Origin of the sequence: Enterococcus sp. 5B3_DIV0040 (assembly GCF_002140755.1) — a bacterium.
In the GTDB taxonomy this organism is placed as follows: Bacteria; Bacillota; Bacilli; order Lactobacillales; family Enterococcaceae; genus Enterococcus_D; species Enterococcus_D casseliflavus.
This window is the reverse complement of record NZ_NGLC01000001.1, coordinates 987,348-1,007,643: the sequence shown is the minus strand read 5'-3', so window position 1 is coordinate 1,007,643 and position 20,296 is coordinate 987,348. Positions and strand designations below refer to the sequence as shown.

General features: G+C 41.5%; 16 protein-coding genes. 1 reads left to right on the top strand and 15 read right to left on the bottom strand.

The annotated features are described in order from the left end of the window. Positions 1–40 precede the first annotated feature (40 nt). The 9 genes from glgB to parE all read right to left on the bottom strand — a co-directional run bounded on the left by glgB (position 41) and on the right by parE (position 13,078). Entirely contained in the window at positions 41–1,975 is a 1,935-nt protein-coding gene (gene glgB / locus A5883_RS04855; protein ID WP_016613231.1) for a 1,4-alpha-glucan branching protein GlgB, read from the bottom strand. 174 nt (positions 1,976–2,149) lie between these two features. Further along, entirely contained in the window at positions 2,150–2,557 is a 408-nt protein-coding gene (locus A5883_RS04850) for a hypothetical protein (RefSeq protein WP_086317066.1), read from the bottom strand. A 94-nt stretch (positions 2,558–2,651) separates the two neighbouring features. Further along, positions 2,652–3,098, bottom strand: coding sequence for a hypothetical protein (locus A5883_RS04845; RefSeq protein ID WP_005236794.1), 447 nt, complete (start codon positions 3,096–3,098; stop codon positions 2,652–2,654). A 197-nt stretch (positions 3,099–3,295) separates the two neighbouring features. Then, entirely contained in the window at positions 3,296–4,105 is an 810-nt protein-coding gene (locus A5883_RS04840) for a DUF1803 domain-containing protein (protein ID WP_086338080.1), read from the bottom strand. A gap of 88 nt (positions 4,106–4,193) precedes the next feature. Further along, on the bottom strand, positions 4,194–5,123 hold the full coding sequence (locus tag A5883_RS04835; RefSeq protein WP_086317062.1) for a manganese-dependent inorganic pyrophosphatase: 930 nt from the start codon (positions 5,121–5,123) through the stop codon (positions 4,194–4,196). 94 nt (positions 5,124–5,217) lie between these two features. Further along, positions 5,218–5,973, bottom strand: a complete 756-nt coding sequence (gene pflA / locus A5883_RS04830; RefSeq protein ID WP_086338079.1) for a pyruvate formate-lyase-activating protein — start codon at positions 5,971–5,973, stop codon at positions 5,218–5,220. Between the two features lie 104 nt (positions 5,974–6,077). Further along, entirely contained in the window at positions 6,078–8,306 is a 2,229-nt protein-coding gene (gene pflB / locus A5883_RS04825; RefSeq protein WP_008379680.1) for a formate C-acetyltransferase, read from the bottom strand. Between the two features lie 270 nt (positions 8,307–8,576). Then, positions 8,577–11,039, bottom strand: a complete 2,463-nt coding sequence (gene parC, locus A5883_RS04820; protein ID WP_086338078.1) for a DNA topoisomerase IV subunit A — start codon at positions 11,037–11,039, stop codon at positions 8,577–8,579. An 11-nt stretch (positions 11,040–11,050) separates the two neighbouring features. Beyond that, positions 11,051–13,078 carry a DNA topoisomerase IV subunit B gene (gene parE, locus A5883_RS04815; protein ID WP_034872209.1) on the bottom strand — a complete coding sequence of 676 codons (2,028 nt, stop codon included), beginning with the start codon at positions 13,076–13,078 and terminating at the stop codon, positions 11,051–11,053. A gap of 284 nt (positions 13,079–13,362) precedes the next feature. Between parE and plsY the strand changes: the two genes are divergently transcribed. Further along, the gene (gene plsY, locus A5883_RS04810; protein WP_008379676.1) at positions 13,363–14,001 is read left to right on the top strand and encodes a glycerol-3-phosphate 1-O-acyltransferase PlsY; all 639 of its coding nucleotides are present in this window, start codon (positions 13,363–13,365) and stop codon (positions 13,999–14,001) included. 52 nt (positions 14,002–14,053) lie between these two features. On the opposite strand, the gene A5883_RS04805 is transcribed toward plsY, so the two are convergent. From A5883_RS04805 to A5883_RS04780, 6 genes are all read right to left on the bottom strand, one after another. After that, on the bottom strand, positions 14,054–14,929 hold the full coding sequence (locus tag A5883_RS04805) for an aldose 1-epimerase family protein (RefSeq protein ID WP_086338077.1): 876 nt from the start codon (positions 14,927–14,929) through the stop codon (positions 14,054–14,056). Positions 14,930–14,940: 11 nt separating this feature from the next. Beyond that, a complete protein-coding gene (codY, locus tag A5883_RS04800) occupies positions 14,941–15,732 on the bottom strand; it encodes a GTP-sensing pleiotropic transcriptional regulator CodY (protein WP_005236817.1) in 792 nt (263 codons plus the stop codon). Between the two features lie 13 nt (positions 15,733–15,745). Beyond that, positions 15,746–17,143: an ATP-dependent protease ATPase subunit HslU gene (hslU, locus tag A5883_RS04795; protein ID WP_005236820.1), complete on the bottom strand. Its 1,398-nt coding sequence runs from the start codon at positions 17,141–17,143 to the stop codon at positions 15,746–15,748. Positions 17,144–17,157: 14 nt separating this feature from the next. Next, positions 17,158–17,700 (bottom strand): ATP-dependent protease subunit HslV, encoded by a 543-nt coding sequence (hslV, locus tag A5883_RS04790; RefSeq protein WP_005229630.1) that lies wholly within the window; start codon positions 17,698–17,700, stop codon positions 17,158–17,160. 22 nt (positions 17,701–17,722) lie between these two features. Then, positions 17,723–18,661, bottom strand: a complete 939-nt coding sequence (gene xerC / locus A5883_RS04785) for a tyrosine recombinase XerC (protein ID WP_005236822.1) — start codon at positions 18,659–18,661, stop codon at positions 17,723–17,725. Positions 18,662–18,857: 196 nt separating this feature from the next. Then, positions 18,858–20,294 carry a flotillin family protein gene (locus tag A5883_RS04780; protein WP_016613227.1) on the bottom strand — a complete coding sequence of 479 codons (1,437 nt, stop codon included), beginning with the start codon at positions 20,292–20,294 and terminating at the stop codon, positions 18,858–18,860. Positions 20,295–20,296 lie beyond the last annotated feature (2 nt).

Genomic DNA, 20,296 nt, shown 5'->3' with positions numbered 1-20,296 from the left:
TGTTTGGTGATCTACTCACCGTTCCCCCTCTACTCTTTTTTTATGCTTTCTTTACTGCTTTTTTACGAGTCATTTTGATTTTTTCTGGTTTGATAATCAAAGCCCCAAGTGCAGGCAAAATTGTTTTGATTTGATAGTCGTATTGTTTAAAAGGGGCATTACTGGTCTGGCAGTCTTGGTTATTAGCCACCCAAGTTCCACCAAATACATCCCGTTCAGTGTTTAAAATCTCTCGATACGTTCCTTCGTATGGCACGCCGATCGCAAAATCGTGACGCTCCACTGGTGTCAGATTGACAACAACGATCAAGAAATCTTTTTTCGTTTTTCCTTGTCGTAAGAAAGTCAATGTCGTTTCATCTAAGTTGTCTGCATCGATCACCATCAATGAATCTTCTTGATCATCCAATTCCCAAAGGGCTCGTTCTTCTTTGTATAGTTCATTCAAGGTCTGGGTGAAGAACTGCATTTTTGCATTTAATGTGTCGTTTAAATCGACCCATTCAAGCCCATGATCATATTTCCATTCTAAAAACTGTCCCCATTCACTACCCATGAATAACAATTTTTTCCCTGGATGCATCATCATGTACGTATAGAGATTTCGTAGTTGTGAAAACTGTTTGTAGCGGTCCCCCCACATTTTATGCATCAAACTTTTTTTACCATGAACGACTTCATCATGAGAAAGTGGCAAGATATAATTTTCTTGCATCCGATACATGAAAGAGAAAGAAAGCAGATTTAAATGATCTTTACGGAAAATCGGGTCCATTTCATAAAAACGCAGGACATCGTTCATCCAGCCCATATTCCATTTATAATCAAATCCTAACGCGCCTTCTTCGACCATTCCTGTTATTTTGGTTTCAGACGTACTTTCTTCTGCAATCATGACCACTGCTGGATGGGCTAACTTGATAACAGAATTAAGCTTCTGTAAAAAGTAATAGCCTTCAAAGTTGCGATTGCCCCCTTCGTGATTTGGTTCCCATGGACCTTCATCATAATCGCGATAGATCATGTTGGAAACGGCATCTACCCGAATACCATCAATATGATAAAATTCGATCCAGAACAAGGCACTTGAGATCAGAAAGCTTTGGACTTGTGGTTTGCCGAGATCAAAGTTGATCGCACCCCAGCGAACATTTTTGGCACGGTTTTCATCCATGTATTCAAATGTCGGCGTGCCGTCATAATAAGCTAAGCTGTCATCATTGACACAAAAATGTCCTGGTACCCAATCAACAAAGACACCAATATTTTCTAAATGGCATGCCTCTACAAAGTCTTGAAATTCTTCTGGTGTCCCATAATAGGAACTGAGCGCAAAATAACCTGTCAGCTGATAGCCCCACGAGGTACCTAATGGATGTTCCATCAAAGGCATAAATTCAATATGGGTATAACCCATTTTTTTCACATAAGGAATAAGTTCATCTTTTAATTCAGAGAAGCGATAAGGGGTGCCGTCTTCGTGGTGCTTCCACGAGCTGGCATGAACTTCATAAATATTTAGAGGTCGATTAAATGTTTTCTGTCTTTTTTTGCGGCCTTGCCATAGTCCATCCCGCCATTTTTTTTGTGGGATCGAATGCAACACGGCAGCAGTTCCTGGTCGAGCTTCGAAATGGACAGCAAAAGGATCAATCTTCAATACTTCTCGTCCATTTGCTTGTTTGACTTTGTATTTGTAAAGCTGTCCTTCTTTTACTTGGTTGGTCTCAATCTCCCAGACCCCAGATTCTGCCCTTTTATTCATTGGCAAAGTGTCTGTCCATTGGTTGAAATCACCAACCAGCCAAACTTGTTGAGCGTTTGGTGCCCAAACACGAAACACATAGCCATCATCCGCTTGATGGGCTCCTAAGAAATGTTGGACATAAAAATTTTCACCGCTCAGAAAGTCCTTTTCTGCAGTCAGTACCTGTTGTTTGGTAACCACTCTCTCATCAGTCCTCCTTCGACTCATCTTGATCGCTTATTCTTTAACGATCGATCATTGTCCCATTTTTTAATAGAGAAGCATTTGCAACCAAACGATCTCTACTGTTAGCATAGCATAAAATAAAATTCTAGTAACCTAATAACCCTATGATACGAACGAATTATTCAGGACAGAAAAAAACAGCTTGAACGTATCTGTTCAACCTGTTTCAGCTCTACTTTTTAGCTTTTGGAAAATGAAGTATGTGACTACACTTAACTGAAACAAACTTGCCAAAACCAGGATGAAAACAACCATCACCGGAAATGTCTCAGTTAATTCAACATATGCCAGCAGTGTCCCAAATGCAGAAGAGGCGGAGCAAAAACACCAGAATCGAAACCCGTAAAAACTCGTCACTACGGTATAAAGACTAATAATCCCCAATAAGAAAAGCTGAGTAAATCGGTCAAATACCGTATCGGTATAATAAATTTCACCTAACATGACTTGGATCGTACCAAAACTAGTTGGTACTTTATAAAGCGTCAGCAATGCACAGATCAAACTGAATGCACCAATCAAAAGATGACTGCCAGCTAAGCTGATTCGAATGTTTAGTTTCACGCGTCCTTCACAACCTTCAATCTTCGATCCTTTTACGAAAACAACTGCTTCTACAGCCGTTTCCCTTCTTCGCTAGAGCCGAAATCACCTTCAATTATTTTGCTTGCCAAAGCTCTTTTACTTGCCCATCGGTGTAAACTTTATAGGCTTTATTTACTGCCAAGGACTTGTCTGCGTGACCAATTAAGTAATAATTGCCATCACAGTCAAACTCTCCCTCACTCAATAATTTATAACTCGTTAATGGACCATCTGCCATTTTTTTCGCCAAATAACGAAGGGCATTCGCGGGATTCACTAAATAGTTTTGATTCACTAGCCAATCAATAACCACTGAAACGATCGTATTTGCCCCAAATCGTTCCTTTTGCTTTAATGCGAGAATGAGATCTCCATCAGAAAAACGCGTTTCATCGATCCCCGCATTTGTAATTGCTTGCCGTGCCGCTTCTATCTCTGACATTGATACGAATGTAATCATTTCTGCTTTCGTTTTATTCCGTTCCAACTGTTCAAAATCAACCGTTTTATATCCTTCCATTTTTATATCCCCTTTCAACGTTCTAAAATCATCATATCATCAAGAAATCAAATCTCCAAACAAAACGATCGTTATATTTTAATTTTTATTCATCAAATTATCATTTTAGTGAACAAGAAAAAAAGCTATTAGAATAACATCTAACAGCTTTGTAATATTCAGAAAATTTAAAACAAATAACATAATTATTAGAAATCTCAATTATCATTGAAAAAAAACGTGTTGTATGAACCTGCTTTTTTCGCTAAGTGAGCGAGCACTGATCGTTGCAAGAAAATATCCTTTTCAGCAGATGGATAACGGCCGTTTTTTAGATTATCACAATTTATTTCTTCCAGCAAGAAATCTAGCTCGGAACTAACGATTTTCAACTGTTGAAGCGATTCTAGAAAAATACTCGGACGCACTTTTTTGTTTTTACGGATACGTTCAAAGATGACACTTACTTGATCTAAGTAATAGACCGGATCGACATCGCCGATCAAATCCATTAGTTCGTCATAAACCGATAGATTTTGCAGCTGGCGATTTGCTTCAAAAAAAGCCGGCAGCGTTGGTGGCCATGGCGCTTCTGCGTATGAGATCATCTGAAAACTTTCATGGGCCAAGGAATAAGCAATCCCCTGCTCCACCTCCTGCAAACAACCATAGAAGTATTTATTTTCATTACTTAATGTCGCAAAGTTTTTGAGAAAACCAGCGATTTCTTGTGTTGACCAATCAAGGGCATCTTGATAAAAACCGTCACTTTCTTGCAGCTGCTTTTGATCTTCTTCAGTATAAACAGGAAAACCTAAAAAATAGCGTCGATTTTGGCGGATGATCAAAGCTGATGCGATCAGACGGTCAAGGGTTTTATCAAATGACACCTCTGGAAACTTCGCTTTTAGCTCTCGTAGTGTCGGCGGTTCCTGACAGCTTAAAAGCACATGAACCAAATCATGGAATTCAGAAGATGCCAGGATCGGTTGCAACGAACGATAATGGGGACTATAAAAAAATTTCACTGTGTGTACTCCTTATTAAAAAAATCATGAAAAATGCTGGCTTGATCTACCAAAACAGATCTCACCAGCACTCTGACATTTATCCTAATTATCCTTCGAAAACCGCTGTTAATTGAGGAACGATTTGTTTTTTACGAGAAACAACGCCAGGTAAAAAGGCACGATGGTTCGTTAATGTCGTTTCAAACGCTGCTTCTACTGGGGCAATTGGTTCACCAACAACTAATAGCTCAGAATTACTGTCTAAGATATCAGTAGCAACAAGCAAGAACAAATCATAGCCATTTGCTGACATTGATTCTTTCATGGCAGCTTCCAATTCTGCTTGACGGTCAAAGACCTCTTTTAGGTCGACTGTATTGACTTGTCCGATACGGATGTTTTTCCCGCCCATTGGGAAGCTTTTTGCATCAAGATCCAGCAATCCTGCTGCTGATTTCGTTCCAAGATTTGTGCCGGCTTTCAACATATCCAATCCGTATGCTTCCAGTTCAACACCTGCTAAAACCGCTAATTCTTTTGCTGCCGCTACATCTTCATCGGTACATGTTGGCGATTTGAACAACAATGTATCGGAGATGATCGCTGAAAGCATGATTCCTGCGATCGCTTTTGGAATTTCCACTTGATTTTCTTTGTATAACTTCAATACGATCGTACTGGTACAACCAACAGGTTCTGCACGATAATACAACGGATTGGCTGTCTCAAAGTTAGCAATACGGTGATGATCAACCACTGCCAACACTGTAACATCAGCGATATCTGCCGCACTTTGCTGAAACTCATTGTGATCCACCAGCATTACTTCTTGTGTTTCCTTAGTTACTGAATCGATTACACGAGGAGCAGCCAGGCTAAAGGTGTCTAGTGCAAATTGTGTTTCTTCATTCGGTGTACCTAGCGCCACCGCTTCACAGTCTTTCCCAAGTTGATTTTGTAAGTTTGCAAAGGCAATCGCTGCACCAATAGCGTCGGTATCAGGATTTTGGTGACCGAATACTAATATTTTCGACATTTCTTCATCGCTCCTATTTCAATTGATATTCACTTTCTAATCATAGTAAAAAAACAGGAAAGAAGCAATAGCAATCTCTTCTTTCCTGTTTTGATCAACGGGTTAAGTAGCCTTTATAGTCATCTACATGGAGCAAACGTTTGGCATTTTTCACCCGATCTTCGGTTGGTGGTTCGATCCCTTCAAGGGGATATTTCAAGCCTAGCTCATCCCACTTGTATTTCCCCATCGTGTGATAAGGTAAGATCTCAACTTTATCGACATTCTTCAACGTCTTGATAAATTCATCCAAACGGATCAAGAAGTCATCATAATCGCTTCTAAAAGGAACCAGCACATGACGAATCCAGACGGGCTGATTGATCTCTGAAAGATAATTTGCCATATCCAAAATATTATCATTGGATTGGGTGGTCAGCTCTTTATGGGCTTTGTTATCGATATGTTTGATATCAAACAACAGCAAATCAGTCACAGTCATCAACTCTTGAAACTTACTGAAAAAAGGCTCTTCTCGTGTAAATGGTTTTCCGCAAGTGTCCAGTGTTGTGCTGACCCCTTCTGCTTTGGCTTTGCGAAACAGATCGATCAGAAAGTCCATTTGAAGTAACGGTTCCCCACCACTAACGGTGATCCCACCTTTTTGTCCCCAGAATTCGCGATATTTCAACGCCTCTTCTAAGACGTCATCAGTCGTTCGTTCGATACCCGCGCCAATCTTCCAAGTATCTGGATTATGACAAAACTGGCAACGCATGCGGCATCCTTGCATGAATACAATAAAACGGATACCTGGTCCATCTACTGATCCAAAACTTTCTGTTGAATGTACTTGTCCTGTTACTGCCATAATGCTCTTCCTTTCTTCGAAACGACGGATAACCATGCTCCGTCTGATACTCTCAAAACAAGAGGCGGCGGATTTTCCCGTCCGCCGCCTGAAGTTGTTGCTTATTACATTGCTTCGTGCATTGTACGAGCAATGACATCATCTTGTTGTTCTTTGGTTAATTTAATGAAATTAACCGCATAACCAGAAACCCGAATCGTTAATTGTGGGTATTTTTCTGGGTGAGCTTGCGCATCAAGTAATGTATCACGGTTAAATACGTTGATATTTAAGTGGTGACCACCTTTTGCTGCATAGCCATCTAGCATTGTTGCTAGGTTTTCTTGTTGTGTCTCATCGTCACGACCTAATGCTTTAGGTACGATTGAGAAGGTGTTTGAAATACCATCTAATGAGTAATCATATGGTAATTTCGCAACTGACGAAAGACTTGCTAATGCACCATGCGTATCGCGGCCATGCATTGGGTTTGCACCTGGAGCAAATGGTGCACCTGCACGACGTCCATCAGGCGTGTTCCCTGTTTTCTTCCCATAAACCACATTAGAAGTGATTGTAAGGATCGAAGTTGTATGTTTTGCATCACGATATGTTTTTGTGCGTTTTACTTTCTTCATGAAAGCTTTCAACAAGTTGACTGCGATATCATCTACACGGTCATCATTGTTTCCGTATTTAGGATAATCGCCTTCGATTTCGTAATCTTCAACAATGCCGTTTTCATCACGAATCGTACGAACTTTGGCATATTTAATCGCTGATAATGAATCAACTGCAACAGAGAAACCAGCGATACCAGTAGCCATCGTACGTAGAATATCTGTATCTTGGAGCGCCATTTCAATGCGTTCATAAGAATATTTGTCATGCATGTAATGAATGATGTTCAATGTGTTCACATACAGATCACAAATCCAGTCCATCATTGTGTCATATTTTTCCATTACTTCGTTGTAATCCAAGTATTCAGAAGTAATTGGTTGGAATTTTGGTCCAACTTGTGCTTTTGATTTTTCATCGACCCCACCGTTGATTGCATACAACAATGTTTTCGCTAAGTTTGCACGAGCACCAAAGAATTGCATTTGTTTCCCGATGCGCATTGCGGATACACAACAAGCGATTCCGTAATCATCGCCCCAATGTCCACGCATCACATCATCGTTTTCATATTGAATCGCTGATGTTTGGATCGACATTTTCGCACAGAATGTTTTGAAGTTATGAGGCAAACGTGTTGACCATAAAACAGTCAAGTTTGGTTCTGGTGCTGGACCTAAGTTTGCTAGAGTGTGTAAGAAACGGAAGCTGTTTTTTGTTACCATGTGGCGTCCATCTTCACCCATACCAGCGATTGACTCAGTTACCCAAGTTGGGTCACCAGAGAACAATGCGTTGTAATCAGGCGTCCGAGCAAATTTCACAAGACGTAGTTTCATGACAAAATGGTCAACGATTTCTTGTGCTTCTTCTTCAGTGATCACGCCATTTTTTAAATCGCGTTCAACATAAATATCAAGGAAAGTTGACGTACGTCCCAATGACATTGCCGCACCATTTTGCTCTTTGATGGCTGCTAAGTAACCAAGATATAACCATTGGAATGCTTCTTTCGCCGTTTGAGCTGGTTTAGAAATATCAAATCCGTAAATGTTTCCTAATTCTTTCAATTCGCTTAAAGCGCGAATTTGTTCACTTAATTCTTCACGTTGGCGGATAATGTCTTCAGACATGGTTCCGTTTCCGCAATACAATAGGTCTTGTTGTTTTTCTTTGATCAAGAAATCCACTCCGTATAATGCAACACGACGGTAGTCACCAATGATCCGGCCACGGCCGTATGCATCAGGAAGACCTGTGATTACACCAGAACGACGAGCTGCTCTGATTTCAGGTGTATAGGCATCAAATACCCCTTGGTTATGTGTTTTACGGTAGTCGCGGAAAATGTGAGAAACTTCCGCATCGATTTCATAGCCGTAAGATTCTGCTGCTTGTTCTGACATGCGGATGCCGCCAAATGGTTGCAAGCTGCGTTTAAATGGTTTTTCCGTTTGGAAACCAACAACTGTTTCTAAGTTTTTGTCTAAGTAGCCAGGTCCATGAGAAGTAATCGTTGAAACGACTTTTGTATCCATATCCAATACGCCGCCAGCTTCACGCTCTTGCTTGTTCAGTTCCATGACTTGATCCCATAGCTTCGTCGTTGCTTCAGTAGCATCTGCTAGGAATTCATCTGTTCCGTCATAAGGTGTGTAGTTTTCTTGGATGAAGTCGCGTACGTTTACTTCTTCTTTCCAAGTTTTTCCTTTAAATCCATTCCATTGTTCCATCTGATGGACCTCCTTAAATTTTCTGTTCACTAATGTAACAGCTTTACGTGAACAGTATAACACACACCCTAATGATTGCAAGTGTTTTCAAGAATTATTTTGAACAATTTAGTTTTTTTTAAGATTTTTATTATTAAAAACGTTGATTTATAAGCATTTATCAAATGTGAATCTTTTATTAAAGTGCGTTTTTTATTAATGTGAAAGATTAATTAAGAGGCAAAAAAGCAACCATTCTGTACTGGTACAGAATGGTTGTTTTGTTATAATTTATAGTACAGAATCCTCTGCGATTGCAGGACTGATTTGTGTTTTCACTTCGTAGATTTGCCCCCCTGTTTTCTCATCCATGATAAATGAGCCGTTGGAGGTCCGATCATTGATCGGGATTTGATTCGTGATGACTTCAAAGGCTTGTCCTTTTTGGTTGGTTACCAGTAGCTGCTGGTTCTCTCCATTCCCCATATAGACTACGCGATGAGGGTTTTTCTTCAATTCCCGTAAGACCATCAATCCACGCTTCGCCCGTCCTAATTGGGTGATCTCTTGGGCTAGCATGCGTTTTGCTGCGCCACGTTGGGTAATCAGAACGATCGGTGTATCCCCTTCTGAATAAACTAACAACCCATTGATAAGATAATCATCCGCTTTAAGGTTCATCGCTTTGACCCCAGCTGCTTTTGGTCCCACAACGGGCACTTCATTAAGCGAATACCGTAAGCCAAAGGCAAGATGACTGACTAAAAAGACATCCATTTCTTCTGTTTGATCAGTCAAAAAGACATTGACTAATTCATCTGATTCATCTTTCAGCTTCATGATCGTCATTGGCCGTGTCTTATAGGTGCGCCAAGGTTCAAATTCCGTCATTCGTGTTTGTTTAATCATGCCGTTTTTACTGATCAGCACAAAGTTTTTCAACGGATCGATCTCTTTGTAGGCAAAGACCCCAATGATCATTTCATCTTGCGCCAGTGTCATAACCGTTTGCGAAATATGTTCGCCTAGATCTTTCCATTTTAAATCAGGCAATTCATGAACCGGACGATAGATCGTGTTTCCTTTATTGGTTACCAATAACAGATGATCCAACGTATTCATTTGGTTGCTGTAAAGTAAAGAGTCGCCTTCTTTCATGCCGATCTCTTCTGGTTTTGAGGCACCGTAAGAACGCAAACTGCTGCGTTTGACATAACCGTCTCTTGTGACTGTCACGACGACTTCTTCTTGCGCGACTAAAACTTGTGTTTCGATCTTGATTTCTTGAATTTCGGCTTCGATCTCAGTCAATCGCGGTGTCGAATATTTTTTCTTGATCTCCCGCAATTCCTTTTTGATCACTTTCAGTAATTCACTTTCCTCATTTAAAATCGTTGTCAATTCAGCGATCGTTTCAGCAAGTTCTTTCGTCTCTGCTTGCAATTGTGTGATATCCGTATTGGTCAAGCGGTACAACTGTAAGTTCACAATGGCTTCTGCTTGCTCTTCCGTAAAACCGTGCTGAACAACCAGATTGTTTTTGGCATCTTTTTTGTCTTTACTGCCGCGAATGGTGGCGATCACTTCATCAAGAATCGATAAAGCTTTGATTAACCCATCGACGATATGCTGTCTCTTTTGGGCTTTTTGCAGTTCAAAACGACTGCGTTTTTCGATCACTTCACGCCGATGCTTGATGTAGCTTTCTAAAATCCGTTTCAAACCGACTTGTTGGGGGCGCATATTGTCGATAGCCACCATGTTGAAGTTGTAGTTGATCTGCAATTCGGTATTTTTAAATAAATAATTTAAAATTCCTTGTGCATTTGCTTCTTTTTTCAGCTCGACAACGATCTGCAAACCAGTACGGTCAGTTTCATCACGCACTTCAGCAATCCCGTCGATCCGTTTATTCAAACGAATCTCATCCATTTTTTTGACTAGATTGGCTTTATTGACCTCATAGGGAATCTCATTGATAACGATTTGCTGCTTGCCACCTTTGATGTCTTCGATCTTGGTTTTCGAACGCAGGATCACTTTGCCTTTGCCTGTTTCATAGGCTTTTTTGATTTCTTCTTTCCCTTGTAAAATCCCTCCTGTTGGAAAATCAGGGCCGGGAATATACTTCATCAGCTGATCCAAAGAAGCTTGCGGATGGTCGATCAAATAGACCGTTCCATCAATGATTTCCCCTAAATTATGGGTGGGAATTTCCGTTGCATACCCAGCTGAGATCCCAGTTGAGCCATTGACTAACAGATTTGGGTATTTTGCTGGTAAGACAGTTGGTTCTTTTTCGGTATCATCAAAATTCCACACCAATTCGACGGTGTTTTTTTCGATATCTTTTAACAGCTCACCGCTTAATTCTGAAAGTCGTGCTTCGGTATAACGCATGGCAGCTGGCGGATCACCATCCATACTCCCGTTGTTTCCGTGCATTTCAATCAAAATCTGACGCAATTTCCAGTCTTGGCTCATGCGGACCATTGCTTCATAAATACTCGAGTCACCATGGGGATGAAAGTTCCCCATGATATTCCCGACTGATTTCGCTGATTTGCGGAAGCCTTTGTCATACGTATTGCCGTCTTGGTTCATGGCGAACAAGATGCGCCGCTGAACCGGTTTTAACCCATCACGAATATCTGGCAATGCCCGTTCTTGAATAATGTATTTGGAATATCGACCGAAGCGATCTCCCATCACTTCTTCCAATGTCAATTCTTGTATATTGCTTCTGTGTTCCAAGAGACCACCTCCTATTCCTTAACTAAATGTTTGCTTTCTGCTTGTTCGGTATCCATTAACTTTTCATCAACTAATTCCGGTACCGTATCTTCTTTTTTATCCAAAATACTGCCATCTTCTTCTAAACTGAATTGAACATGGCTTTCGATCCACTTCCGACGAGGTTCTACCTTGTCCCCCATCAGTGTGGTGACACGGCGTTCTGCTTGGGCCGCATCATCGATTCTTACCCGAATCAGCGTCCGCGTTTCTGGGTCCATCGTCGTTTCCCACAATTGATCGGCATTCATTTCCCCCAACCCTTTGTAGCGCTGAAGCATATAGCCTTTACCGATTTTTTGGGTCAGTTTGCTTAGTTCATCATCCGTCCAAGCATATTCGACTACTGCCTTTTTCCCTAACCCTTTAGACACTTTATACAAAGGTGGCAAAGCAATGTATACTTTTCCCGCTTCGATCAAAGGTTTCATATACCGGTAGAAAAACGTTAAAAGCAGCACTTGGATGTGCGCCCCATCGGTATCCGCATCGGTCATGATAATGACTTTGTCATAATTGCAGTCTTCAATCGAAAACTCTGGGCCAACACCGGCACCGATAGTATAGATCATGGTATTGATCTCTTCATTTTTCAAAATATCCTGCATCTTGGCTTTTTCTGTATTGATAACTTTGCCTCGTAACGGTAAAATCGCTTGGAACTTGCGGTCACGGCCTTGCTTCGCTGACCCGCCGGCTGAGTCCCCCTCCACCAAATACAATTCATTTTTCTTAGGATTACGAGACTGAGCAGGCGTTAATTTTCCAGAAAGCAGTGACTCACCTTTTTTGCGTTTCTTTCCTGTGCGGCTTTCTTCTCTCGCCTTTCTGGCAGCTTCACGGGCCTCTCTTGCTTTGATCGCTTTACGAACCAGCATTTGACTCATTTCACTGTTTTCTTGCAGGTAATAGCCTAGTTGCTCGCCAATCACATTGTCTACAGCATTTCTTGCTAAGGGTGTTCCTAATTTCCCTTTGGTCTGCCCTTCAAATTGCAAAAGATTTTCTGGAACACGGATCGACAACACGGCCGCTAAGCCTTCACGAAAATCACTACCTTCAAGGTTCTTATCTTTTTCCTTCAACAAATTGACCTTGCGGGCATATTCATTGAAAGCTTTCGTCATTGACGTTTTCATCCCCACTTCATGGGTACCACCATCTTTGGTACGTACATTGTTGACAAAGGACAAGACATTTTCCGAATAGCCATCATTGTATTGAAAGGCAAGTTCTACCTCGATTGCTTCTTTGGTACCGGAAAAATACACCACCTGGGTCAAGGTATCTTTTTCTTCATTTAAATAATCAACGAATTCTTTGATGCCTTCTTCATATAAAAAAACTTCATGAATTGGTTCTTCCCCACGTTCATCCGTCAGGGAGATTTTGACCCCTTTTAGCAAGAAAGCCGATTCTCTTAAACGTTCTGCGAGAATTTCATAGGAGAATTTGGTTGTTGAAAAGATCGTGTCGTCAGGTTTAAAGGTGACTGTGGTTCCAGTTGGTTTACGAGTTTTGCCGATTTTTTTCAAAGTACCCGCTGGTTTCCCACCGTCTTTGAAGCTCTGTTTGTATTCGATGCCATCACGAACGATGACTACTTCCAGCCAGCTGGATAGAGCATTTACAACACTGGCACCAACCCCATGAAGGCCGCCAGAAGTTTTGTAGCCTCCTTGGCCAAACTTCCCGCCGGCATGTAGCACTGTGAAGATCACTTCAACAGTAGGGATTCCCGATGCATGTGTCCCGACCGGCATTCCTCGCCCGTTGTCTCGAACACTGATACTATTGTCTTTGTGGATCGTAACATCGATTTCATTGCCGTATCCTGAGAGTGCCTCATCAACCGCATTATCGACGATTTCATACACTAAGTGATGTAAGCCGCGGCTATCGGTCGAGCCGATATACATTCCTGGCCGTTTTCTTACTGCTTCTAGGCCCTCTAAGACCTGAATGGAAGCATCATTATATTCTGTGGTTTTCTTTGCCAAACCCACCGCTCCTTTAATCTTGATCAGTCCTTTTTTACTGCTGAAAGGACTGCAAAAAAAATCTTAACACAAAATACGCTTTTTTCAAGCGAACATTTTTCTAAACTATCTTATCCTTTTTCCTTTGTTTGCACAAGCTAGAGTCACAAAATGGCTTGTTTGTGTTTCACAGCTCCGAGGAAAGCTGTTTTTCTTCTTTCCCTGACTAGCGAAAGATTTTCTTATTGTTGGAAAGGCGTTTTCATGCTAAAATTGCCCTAGCCTTGCAAAGAAAGTTGGTTATTATGAATACGATTCTTTTATTTATTGTTGCTTACCTTTTAGGTTCGATCCCCTCGGGTGTTTGGATTGGCCAATTGTTTTTCAAAAAAGATATTCGCCAATTCGGCAGCGGCAATACGGGAACGACCAATACATTTCGCGTTTTAGGAAAGAAAGCCGGGATCGTTGTTTTATTGATGGATATCTTAAAAGGAACTTTGGCAACCAGTTTGCCTGTCCTCTTTGGTCTCCATACCGTCAATCCGCTCTGGTTTGGGGTCTGCGCGATCTTAGGTCATACCTTTCCGATCTTTGCCAAGTTTAAAGGCGGCAAAGCGGTGGCGACAAGTGCTGGGATGCTCTTAGGATACAATCCGCTCTTTTTCATTTATTCTTCATTGATTTTTGTTATCTGTCTTTATGTGACAAGTATGGTAAGCCTGACCAGTATGATCGCGGCGTGTTTGATCACCTTATCGACGGTCGTTTTGCCTTTTATCGCCCCTGCGATATTGCCTGAGCAAAACTGGCTGCTGACCTTCATCGCGATCGGCGTAACGATTTTTATTTTTATTCGCCATCGCGAAAATATTTCACGTATTAAAGACGGGACTGAAAGTCGGGTACCGTTTGGTCTGAATAAGCGTCAAGCGAACAAATAAGCAGAAGCTGAGAAAAGTGCAATGACTTTTCTCAGCTTCTTTTTGCCTGCTTTTATTTGACTGTGATCGAGTACTTTGTTTCAAATAACTCCTCAGGCGAAAGTGCTTGAATACCCAATTTTTCTGAAAGCTCACCGGAAGCTTCCAGTGTGTCTGCGATACCGCACCATGGTTCTATACATAGAAACGGCGATTTCACTGGATACGTGGACCAAAAACCGACATACGGCATATTATTGTAGCTTAACGTGACACTATGAGGCGATTTCTCACTGCGAATCGAGTAGGAATGTAATCCTTTCGTTTCATAAACTAGCGCATCATTTGCAAACATGTCATGGGTCAAGCGTAAATCCGTATTCGTTTGACCGAGTGTGCGTTGCTCATAATCAATATAGTTGCCTTTTAACGGCAATTTCACCCGTGATTTCTTTGGAGAAAAAGAAAGATAATAGTCTTCAAAAGTCAGCCCTTTTTCAAGTGGAACGTTGAATGCAGGGTGTCCACCAATGGAGAAATAGAGCTCTTTTTGACCGCTATTCTTCACTTGGTATTTGACGACTAAACCATCACCGCCTAATTCATAACTGACATACAGCTGAAAATCAAACGGATACTTTGCTTTGGTTTCAGTCGAACTTTCTAGTAAAAACAAAGCGTAATCTGTGCGTTTTTCAACGACAGTAAACAACATGTCTCTGGCAAATCCATGACGAGGCAAATGATAACTCTTGCCCTCATGCTGATAGGTGTCCTCTTTTAAGGCACCAACGATCGGAAATAAGATCGGTGCATGCTTTCCCCAGTGGTTTGGATCAGCTTGCCAAATATATTCAAGGTCATTGCTCGTATCGACTAAACTTTGCAGCTCAGCCCCTTTTTCTGCAATTTTTGCTTGCAGATGACCGGCCGTGATGGTAACTGTCATGGTCTCATCTCCTAATATTGATGTTTCGTCAATTCCTCTTTAAAGCGACTGTTAAGCACTTTTAAATAGGTGCCTTTCATCCCCAAAGAGCGGGATTCAATAATACCGGCAGACTCTAATTTACGTAAAGCATTTACGATCACCGACCGTGTAATTCCAATGCGATCAGCGATACTTGACGCGGTCAGACGACCTTCGTCGCCTTCTAATGCCTCAAAGATCGCTTGAACAGCTTTCAACTCACTATAAGAAAGGGTGTTGATTGCCATTTGAACAGCTGTGGTACTGCGAACATCTTCTTCGATACTGCGGGATTTTTGGTACAAGAATTGCATACCAACAACTGTCGCACTGTATTCCGCTAATACCAAATCGTCGTCATCAAAGGACTTATCGATTCTGGAAAGAATGATCGTACCTAAACGTTCTCCTGCACCGTAAATCGGTACGATGGTCGTTAGTCCGTTTGGATACAATTCACGGCCTTCTACAGGAAAAGCGGTCATATCATCACTGATTGGCACATTAGCTTCTGTGGAAGTCAGGTGATCGACTAAATCTGTATAATTTTTAGGAAACTGTTTTTCAACAAACATTTTTTTGATGCGTTCATTATTGACATCATGGTTCTCAACAAAACCTAACACGCTACCGTCAATGCTAATAATATACGCATTGCTGTCTAGGATGTTTCCTAAAATGACAGCCATCTTGTCGTAAGGCAAATCAGAAGCTAAATTAAAGGTGTTTTTTTGCTGCAATAATTCGTTGATTTGTCTTGTCTTTTCTAATAATGTTTTCATTGGTCCGCTCCCTTTATAATATATACCGGCTTAAGTCTTCATCTTTTGCGATGGACGCAAGTTTTTCTTCCACATACGCTTCTGTGATGGTAATTTCACCCATTTGCATCTCAGATGCTTCAAACAATAAGTCTTCAAGTAGTTTCTCTAGAATCGTATGCAAACGACGAGCACCAATATTGTCGGTATCGCGATTCACTTGATAAGCAATTTCGGCAATTTTCTCGATAGCTTCCATCGTAAAGACTACTTTGACATTTTCGGTTCCTAACAAGGCAATGTATTGCTTGACTAAGGCATTGTTGGGCTCCGTTAAAATTTTAACAAAGTCTTCTTTTGTCAAATCATCTAGTTCCACACGAATCGGGAAACGCCCTTGCAATTCAGGGATCAGATCGCTTGGTTTCGACAGGTGGAATGCCCCAGAAGCAATAAAAAGGATATGGTCTGTTTGTAGGGTTCCGTATTTCGTATTGACTTGCGATCCTTCAACGATCGGCAAGATATCTCTTTGCACCCCTTCACGAGAAACTTCTCCTGACTGCTGTGATTTCGAAGATACTTTGTCGATTTCATCTAGAAAAATGATGCCACTAGATTCTGCTAAACGTAATGCTTCACTATGAATATCCGCGTCGTTGACCAGTTTTGAGGATTCTTCTTGAATCAGCAATTCTCGTGCTTCTTTTACGGTTACTGTGCGTTCAATTTTCTTTTGCGGTTTCAATGCTCCTAAGGTTTCATTCAAATCGATCCCCATTTGTTCTAAGCCATTGTTCATCATCGGTGCTTGATTTTTCGGCTCATCGACTTGGATCGTCACTTCCCGGTTGTCTAAAAGGCCTTTTTCTAATTGCTCAAAAATGGCTTGACGGTTGCTGCGAATCTCATCCGTCAATTCTTCTTTTGGCTCTTCTGGTTGTTGTGCGGCGTTGAACATATTCATCATTTGTTCATAAGGATTGGTATTCTTTTTCTGTTCCTTTTTAATACCAGGAACTAAGACTTTTACTAAACGACGGTTGGCTTTTTTCTCTGCTTGGATCCGCACGTTTTTATATTGTTCTTTTTTCACGATTTGGATCGCATTCTCAACGAGGTCACGTACCATCGATTCTACGTCTCGACCGACATAGCCGACTTCCGTGAATTTCGTCGCTTCTAACTTAACGAAAGGTGCATCAACGATCTTTGCTAAGCGTCGCGCAATTTCCGTTTTACCAACCCCTGTTGGTCCGATCATCAAAATATTTTTTGGTGTGACATCTTGTTGCATCTTTTCATCTAATTGCAGCCGGCGGTAGCGATTTCTCAAAGCAACAGCCACTGATTTTTTGGCGTTGGTTTGTCCAACGATGTATTCATCTAACTCTTTCACGATTTCTCGTGGTGATTTGTTTTGGTTTGTCATATCGTCATCCCTCTTTAAAACTCTTCTACAATGATATTGTGATTCGTAAAGACACAAATGTCTGCGGCAATATTCAAGGCACCTTCAGCAATTTCTTTGGCAGATAGTTCACCGCCATAACGTTTCATCGCACGGGCTGCTGCCAAGGCATAGTTTCCACCTGAACCGATGGCTAAGATCCCTTCATCTGGCGAAATGACTTCGCCTGTCCCAGAGACCAAAAGCATCTCCTTATCATTCATGACGATCAGCATCGCCTCTAATTTTTGCATCGACTGCTGAGTCCGCCATTCTTGTGCCAATTCTACTGCAGCTCGTTGCAAATTTCCGTTGTATTCATTTAGTTTTCCTTCAAATTTTTCTTCCAAGGTAAAGGCATCTGCCACACTGCCGGCAAAACCAACGATCACTTCACCGTTGTAAATTCGACGGACTTTCCGAGCGGTTCCTTTCATAACGACCTGTTCTCCCATCGTTACTTGTCCGTCACCGGCCATGGCAAATTTCCCATCTTTTTCAACCGCACAGATGGTGGTTGAATGAAATTCTGACTTCATTTATGTTCCTCCTGTACCAATTTTACGCGCGTGGATGAAATTGGCGATAATTTTTTTGTAAACTGTCTTTGGTGACATGCGCATAAATCTGTGTCGTCGATAGATTGGCATGCCCCAACAATTCTTGAACGGTCCGCATATCGGCGCCGTTGTTTAATAAATGGGTTGCAAACGTATGCCGAAGCATATGAGGATGGATTTTACTGTCTAAACTGCTTTTTCGAATGATTTGATTCAAAACATATTCGATCCCAGTTGCAGTGATCCCGTCACCAAGATGATTCACGAAAAGGATCTCGTGTTCCTTGTTCTGCTTTTCCATCAGCTGTTTGCGTCCTGAGGAAAGATAGCGTTTGACTGCTGCTTGTGCGTAACTACCGAAAGGAACATAGCGATCCTTATTCCCCTTCCCATGGATCAGTAATACGCCACTTTCCCAATCGATTGCCCCCAGTGTGAGACTGCTGCACTCACTGACCCGCAAACCTGAACCATAAAGGACTTCTAACAATGCTTGATTGCGCTGTTGTAGTGGCTCATCGCCAGCAACACTTTGAAAGAGAGCATCCATTTCCTTCTCATAAAAAAAACGCGGCAATTTGGCGTTTTTCTTTTTTAAATGAATGTAGGCGAAAGGATTCTCTTTGACGATCTCATGCTTGGTTAGAAACTGATAAAAAGATCGCAAACTAGCCATTTTACGACTGATGGAATTACGGCTGTACTCTCGTTCCGTCAAATAGCTTAAATAGACGCGAACATCGCGGTATTCCACTGCTAATGGGTCTTCATTGCCAGACTCTTTTAAGAAGTGAAAAAAATCGCCCATATCTTCTTGATACGCTTTTTTTGTCTTTTCCGAATACCCTCTTTCAACAATAAGATAACGAAAAAACTCTTCTTGAAACTGATCTGTTTGCAAATTAACCCCCCTTTTCATGATTCGAAATAACTTTAGCATAGACCACAAAAAAAAACAAATGAATTGTCAGAATTTAATCAATATTTCAAAGTTTAGACATAATTGTGAAAACTTTCTAAGAATCTACGTAAGATTCTTATCTTTGTTCAGAAAGATCCGTTAAATGCGCCAGAAAAACGTACCAGTCCCTCTCCTCAAAAGAAAGAGGGACTGATACGTTTCCACTTATTTGCTTTTATTCGATTGGATCAGTTGTTGGCTGATGCGAACCAGTGCTTTCAGATACAACCTGAACTAGCTCTTTGTTTCCTTGTTTTGTGGACATCGTGTCATTGATTAACCCAACTAAGTCTAATCCGGTTGTCTCTTTGATCGTATCAAAGGTTCGCGCTAAACCAGCTTCCCCCATTGATTGAAGACCATCATTGCCGCCAAAGCTAACCACTTTATCAATATTGCTCAGTGGCGCATTGACCTCTTTCGCGATTTCAGGCAGCACTTTGATGAACTCCATCAAAATACCAGCTTCGTTCAGTTTGGTCAAAGCAATCGCCATCTTTTCACGGCTTTCCGCTTCGGCTTGACCGACTTTTGCGATCCGTTCCGCGTCGGCACTACCTAGTTTTTCAATTCGTTCGGCTTCTGCTTGGGCAGCTAATTTGACTTTTTCCGCTTCCGCTTGTGCTCGTGCGATTTCTCTTGCTTTGTCTGCTAAAGCGTTTTGTTCAACCACATATTTATCCGCTTCGGCTTTTTTACGGACAGTTGCATTCAATTCTTTTTCCGTCAATTCCGCTTGTTTTTCTTGAATCTCGATATTTTTTTCTTGTTCGATCAATTGAACTTTCATTTGTTCGCCGACCGCGATCTGTTCCGCTTTCGCATCCGCAACTTCGCGTTCTTGTTTGTATTGTGCTTGTTTCAATGCCATATCTTTTGTCGCTTCTGCAATTTCTGTTTGGCGACGGATCTCTTCATGCTGTGCCAATTGCTCATTCTCAGCTTGCTTGATTCGAGTTTCTCTTAAGGCATTGGATTCCGCTACTTCGGCATTTTTTTTCACTTCAGCAATCTGAGGGCGTCCTAACGCATCCAAGTAGCCATTGCTGTCGCTGACATCTTTGATCGTAAACGAAACGATCTCCAACCCCATTTTCTTCAAATCCGTAGAGGCAACTTCTTGCACTTGTTCCGCAAAATCATCGCGGTTTTTATAGATGGCTTCTACCGTCATCGTTCCTAGAATCGCCCGTAAGTGACCTTCTAAGACTTCTTGGGCTTCATCTTCCAATTCACCTGTGGATTTGCCTAAGTATTGCTCAGCAGCTGTCTTGATCGACTCGGTACTGTTGCCGACCTTTACAAGCACCGTCGCACTGGCTTTGATCGGTACGCCTTGTTCCGTATAAACTTCTGGTGTCCCAATCTCTAACTTGTGGGTCAATAAACTTAATTTATGGGCTTTTTGAACAATAGGAATCACAAACGTCCCACTGTTTTTTAAGATTTTGATGCCTTCTTTTCCTAAAAACGACCCCGTAACGATCAATGCTTCATCGGGTTTCCCAATGCGATAGCGTATCATCAAAAAAGCGATCAATAAAACAACGAGGACAACACCCCATAAAATCGGATTACTTAAAAAATCTACTGCTGATCCTGTATCCACCATAA